General features: G+C 71.5%; 4 protein-coding genes. All 4 read left to right on the top strand.

What is annotated here, in order from left to right:
- The first annotated feature begins 219 nt into the window (after nt 1-219).
- The 4 genes from ACFPGP_RS11310 to era are packed head-to-tail and all read left to right on the top strand — an operon-like array spanning nt 220 to nt 4,644.
- Nucleotides 220-1,584 carry an FAD-binding oxidoreductase gene (locus tag ACFPGP_RS11310; RefSeq protein WP_378590141.1) on the top strand — a complete coding sequence of 455 codons (1,365 nt, stop codon included), beginning with the start codon at nt 220-222 and terminating at the stop codon, nt 1,582-1,584.
- Entirely contained in the window at nt 1,581-2,891 is a 1,311-nt protein-coding gene (locus ACFPGP_RS11315) for a class I SAM-dependent methyltransferase (protein WP_378590143.1), read from the top strand. The genes ACFPGP_RS11310 and ACFPGP_RS11315 overlap by 4 nt, the downstream gene beginning before the upstream one ends.
- 23 nt (nt 2,892-2,914) lie before the next feature.
- Entirely contained in the window at nt 2,915-3,715 is an 801-nt protein-coding gene (locus ACFPGP_RS11320) for a siderophore-interacting protein (RefSeq protein WP_378590145.1), read from the top strand.
- On the top strand, nt 3,712-4,644 hold the full coding sequence (gene era / locus ACFPGP_RS11325) for a GTPase Era (RefSeq protein WP_378590146.1): 933 nt from the start codon (nt 3,712-3,714) through the stop codon (nt 4,642-4,644). The genes ACFPGP_RS11320 and era overlap by 4 nt, the downstream gene beginning before the upstream one ends.
- The last annotated feature ends 149 nt before the right edge of the window (nt 4,645-4,793 follow it).

The raw sequence follows: 4,793 nt of genomic DNA on the forward strand, positions 1-4,793 counted from the left end.
GGACCAGCCACAAGACACACCCAACAATCGCAGGGTGTTGCACTCACCGATCAGGTCCGCCCCGCGAATTGGTCACTGTCGCACCGGGACAACCATCCGACAGTGACCAATTCGGTACGACGGTGGGACGTGTGGGGCTGGTGTGACCGGCCCCGGGGCTCTGGGAGGTGACTAGTGGTCCGTTCCCACGCCGTCGGCCGGGCCGGTAGGTTGTTCGCCGTGCCGTTGCTGACATGGGAACAGCACGAGGCCGCGGTCGAGCGACTGCGGTCGTCGTACGCTGTGCTGCCGAAGGATGCGCCGGTGCGCCTGGCCAAGCAGACCTCCAACCTGTTCCGGCCGCGCAGCGCCACCTCCGCGCCGGGGCTCGACGTGTCCGGGCTGACCGGCGTGATCGAGCTCGACCCGCAGGCGCGCACCGCCGAGGTGCAGGGCATGTGCACCTACGAGGACCTCGTCGACGCGACACTGCCCCACGGCCTGATGCCGTACGTCGTGCCGCAGCTGCGCACGATCACCCTGGGCGGCGCGGTGTCGGGGCTGGGCATCGAGTCGACCAGCTTCCGCAGCGGGCTCCCGCACGAGTCGGTGCTCGAGATGGACATCTTCACCGGGGCCGGCGAGGTGGTCACGACCCGCCCGGGGGAGGACCTCTTCGACACCTTCCCCAACTCCTACGGCTCGCTCGGCTACGCCACGCGGCTGCGGATCAGCCTCGAGGCGGTGCCCGGCTTCGTGAGCCTGCGGCACGTCCGCCTCGACGACGCCGGCCTGCTCGCCAAGACCATCGCCGCCACCTGCGAGACCGGCGAGCACGATGGAGTCCGGGTCGACGCGATCGACGGCGTCGCCTTCGAGCCGGGGGAGTACTACCTCACGCTGGCCACCTGGGGCGACGACGCCGTACCGCGCCAGCAGCCCTCGGACTACACGGGTCAGGAGATCTACTACCGCTCGATCCAGCGGCGCCAGACCGACCTGCTGACCACCTACGACTACCTCTGGCGCTGGGACACCGACTGGTTCTGGTGCTCGCGGGCGTTCGGCGCCCAGCACCCCCTGCTGCGCCGGGTCTGGCCGCGGCGCTGGCGCCGCTCCGACGTCTACCACCGGATGCTCGGCTGGGACCGCCGCTTCGACATCGCCGACCGGCTCGACCGTCGTGCCGGCCGCCCGGAGCGCGAGCGGGTGATCCAGGACGTCGAGGTGCCGGTCGACCGGCTGCCGGACTTCCTGGCGTGGTTCGACGCCGAGGTCGGGATGCGCCCGGTCTGGCTGTGCCCGGTGGTGGCGACGCGGGCCTGGCCGACCTACCCGCTCGAGCCCGGCGTCCTCTACGTCAACGTCGGCTTCTGGGGCACCGTCCACGTCGGCCCCGACGCCTCCGAGGGCCCCCGCAACCGCGCGATCGAGGCCAAGGTGCGCGAGCTCGGCGGCCACAAGAGCCTCTACTCCGAAGCGTTCTACGACCGGGCGACGTTCGACGCCCTCTACGACGGCCCGCACCTGGCGAGGGTGAAGGCCGCCTACGACCCCGACGACCGGCTGCTCAGCCTCTACGACAAGGCGGTAAGACGACGATGAGCACCTCCACGCGCACCCTCACCATCGGCGACGCGGTCTCCTCGCTGCTCAGGGACGGCATGCCCTGCCGGTTCACGGCGTACGACGGGAGCAGCGCCGGCCCCGAGGACGCCGCGATCCACCTCGAGCTGGTCAACCAGCGCGGCCTCGCCTACATCCTCACCGCGCCGGGCGACCTCGGCATGGCGCGCGCGTACGTGACCGGTGACCTCGTCATCCACGGTGTGCACCCGGGCGACCCCTACGACGCGCTCGTGCTCCTGATGAACAAGCTGGAGTTCAAGCGCCCGAGCCCGGTCGAGGCGATGCAGATCGTGCGCGGTCTGGGCCTGTCCAACCTCAAGCCGCCGCCACCGCCGCCGCAGGAGGCGCTGCCGCGCTGGCGGCGCGCCATGGAGGGCCTGCGCCACTCCAAGGCGCGCGACGCCGGGGTGATCTCGCACCACTACGACGTGTCCAACGCCTTCTACGAGCACGTCCTGGGCCCCTCGATGACCTACACCTGCGCGGTCTACCCCCACGAGCAGGCCACCCTCGAGGAGGCGCAGTTCGAGAAGTACGACCTCGTCTGCCGCAAGCTCGACCTCAAGCCCGGCCAGCGCCTGCTCGACATCGGCTGCGGCTGGGGCGGGATGGTCCGCCACGCGGCTCGCGAGTACGGCGTCAAGGCGCTCGGCGTCACGCTCTCCTACGAGCAGGCGCAGTGGGCCAAGGAGGCGATCGACCGCGAGGGCCTCGGCGACCTGGCCGAGGTACGCCACTCCGACTACCGCGAGGTCGTCGAGTCCGGCTTCGACGCCGTGAGCTCGATCGGCCTCACCGAGCACATCGGCGTGCGCAACTACCCGGCGTACTTCTCCTTCATCCGCGACCGGCTGCGCCCCGAGGGCCGCCTGCTCAACCACTGCATCACCCGCCCGCACAACCAGCGGCAGATGATCGGGGCGTTCCTCGACCGCTACGTCTTCCCCGACGGCGAGCTCACCGGCTCCGGCAGGATCATCGCCGAGGCGCAGGACGCGGGCCTCGAGGTGATGCACGAGGAGAACTTCCGGCTCCACTACGCCCGCACCCTCACCGGCTGGTGCCACAACCTGCGCGACAACTGGGACGCCTGCGTCGCGGAGGTCGGCGAGGGCACCGCCCGGGTCTGGGGGCTCTACATGGCCGGCTCCCGACTCGCCTTCGAGCGCAACGAGATCCAGCTCCACCACGTGCTCGCGGTGAAGACCACCGAGGACGGCCGCGACGGCTTCCCGCTGCGGCCCGACTTCTCCCGGCGGCGGGGTCTGTTCGGCGAGGGGTGAGCCCCTGTCGATAGCCTCGTCGGGTGAGCACCCGAGCCCGGCAGTACGACGCGCAGGTCCTGCGCCGCGAGCCGCTCTCGCCGCACCTGGTGCGGCTGGTGCTCGGCGGCGCCGGACTGGCCGGGTTCGCCTCGACGGGCCTGCCCGACGAGTGGGTCGGGCTGGTGGTGCCGGGGCAGTACCAGAGCCGCTACTACACCGTGCGCTCGTGGGACTCGGGTGAGCTGGTCCTCGACGTCGTGGTGCACGAGGTCGGGCTGGTCACCGAGTGGGCCTCGCGCGACTGCGTGGGCGACCGCGTCGTGGTCACCGAGGCCAAGGGCTCCTTCGCGATGCCCGAGGACGCGGGGTGGCTGCTGCTGGTCGGCGACCTGACCGCCCTGCCGGCGATGGCCCGGATCGCCTCCACGCACGGCGCCCGGGTGCCGACGCAGATCTGGGCCGAGGTGCCCGACGACCCCGCGGTCCTGGCCGGCTACCTGCCCGACCGCCCCGAGGTCACCTGGCTGGCGCCCCCGGCCGAGGGGCAGAGCGACCTCGCCGCCGTCGTCGACGGCATCGACTGGCCGGCGGGCGACGGCTACTTCTGGATGGCCGGTGAGTCGGCCCAGATGCGGGCGATCCGCAAGCACCTGATGCGCGACCGCGCCCTGCCCAGCGCGGCGTACGACGTGATGGGCTACTGGCGCGCGGGCGCCCGGAGGCAGCCGCGTGCGGTCGACCCCGGCCCGATCTGGCGCGCCGGCAAGGCCGCCGGCAAGAGCGACGAGCAGATCTGGGCCGAGTACGACGCCGCCCAGGCCCACGGAGGGACGCACGGATGAGCGACGAGACCCTGCCCGAGCACCGGAGCGGCTTCGCCTGCTTCGTGGGTCGGCCCAACGTCGGCAAGTCGACGCTGACCAACGCGCTCGTGGGCTCGAAGGTGGCGATCACCTCCGACAAGCCGCAGACCACGCGCACCGCGATCCGCGGCATCGTGCACCGGCCCGACGCCCAGCTGATCCTCGTCGACACCCCCGGGCTGCACCGCCCGCGCACCCTGCTCGGGGAGCGCCTCAACGACCTGGTGCGCACCACGTGGGCCGAGGTCGACGTGGTCGCGGTCTGCTTCCCGTGCGACGAGAAGATCGGGCCGGGCGACCGCTACCTCGTCACCGAGCTGGCCAAGGTGCGCCGGAAGCCGAAGATCGCGGTGGCGACCAAGACCGACCTCGCCGGCCCCGAGCGGATCACCGAGCACCTGCTCGCCATCGCCGAGCTCGGCCGCGAGACCGGCACCGAGTGGGCCGAGATCGTACCGGTGTCGGCGACGTCGGGGGAGCAGGTCGGCCTGCTCGCCGACCTCCTCGTCGGGATGCTGCCGGAGGGCCCGCAGCTCTACCCCGACGGCGAGCTCACCGACGCCCCCGAGGAGCAGGTCGCCGCCGAGCTGATCCGCGAGGCCGCGCTCGACGGTGTGCGCGACGAGCTGCCGCACTCGATCGCCGTCGTGGTCGAGGAGATGGGCCTGCGCGAGGGCCGCCCCGAGGACAAGCCGCTGCTCGACATCCATGCGAACCTCTACGTCGAGCGGTCGTCGCAGAAGGGGATCGTGATCGGCCACAAGGGCGCCCGGCTGCGCGAGGTCGGCACCGTCGCCCGCAAGCAGATCGAGGCGATCCTCGGCACGCCGGTCTACCTCGACCTGCACGTGAAGATAGCCAAGGACTGGCAGCGGGACCCCCGGCAGCTGCGCAAGCTGGGCTTCTGAGCCGGTGGTGAGTTTCGCCTGGGCGGTGAAACTCACGGTTGTGTCGCGAACCTTCGCTCGGGAGCCGCGATATTCACCGCCCAGGCGGGGCGGATTCGGGCGGTCAGCGCAACAGGAGGTCTTCGATGACCTCTGAGGGCTTAGCGTAG

It is taken from the genome of Nocardioides taihuensis (genome assembly GCF_042657275.1).
Taxonomy (GTDB): domain Bacteria; phylum Actinomycetota; class Actinomycetes; order Propionibacteriales; family Nocardioidaceae; genus Nocardioides; species Nocardioides taihuensis.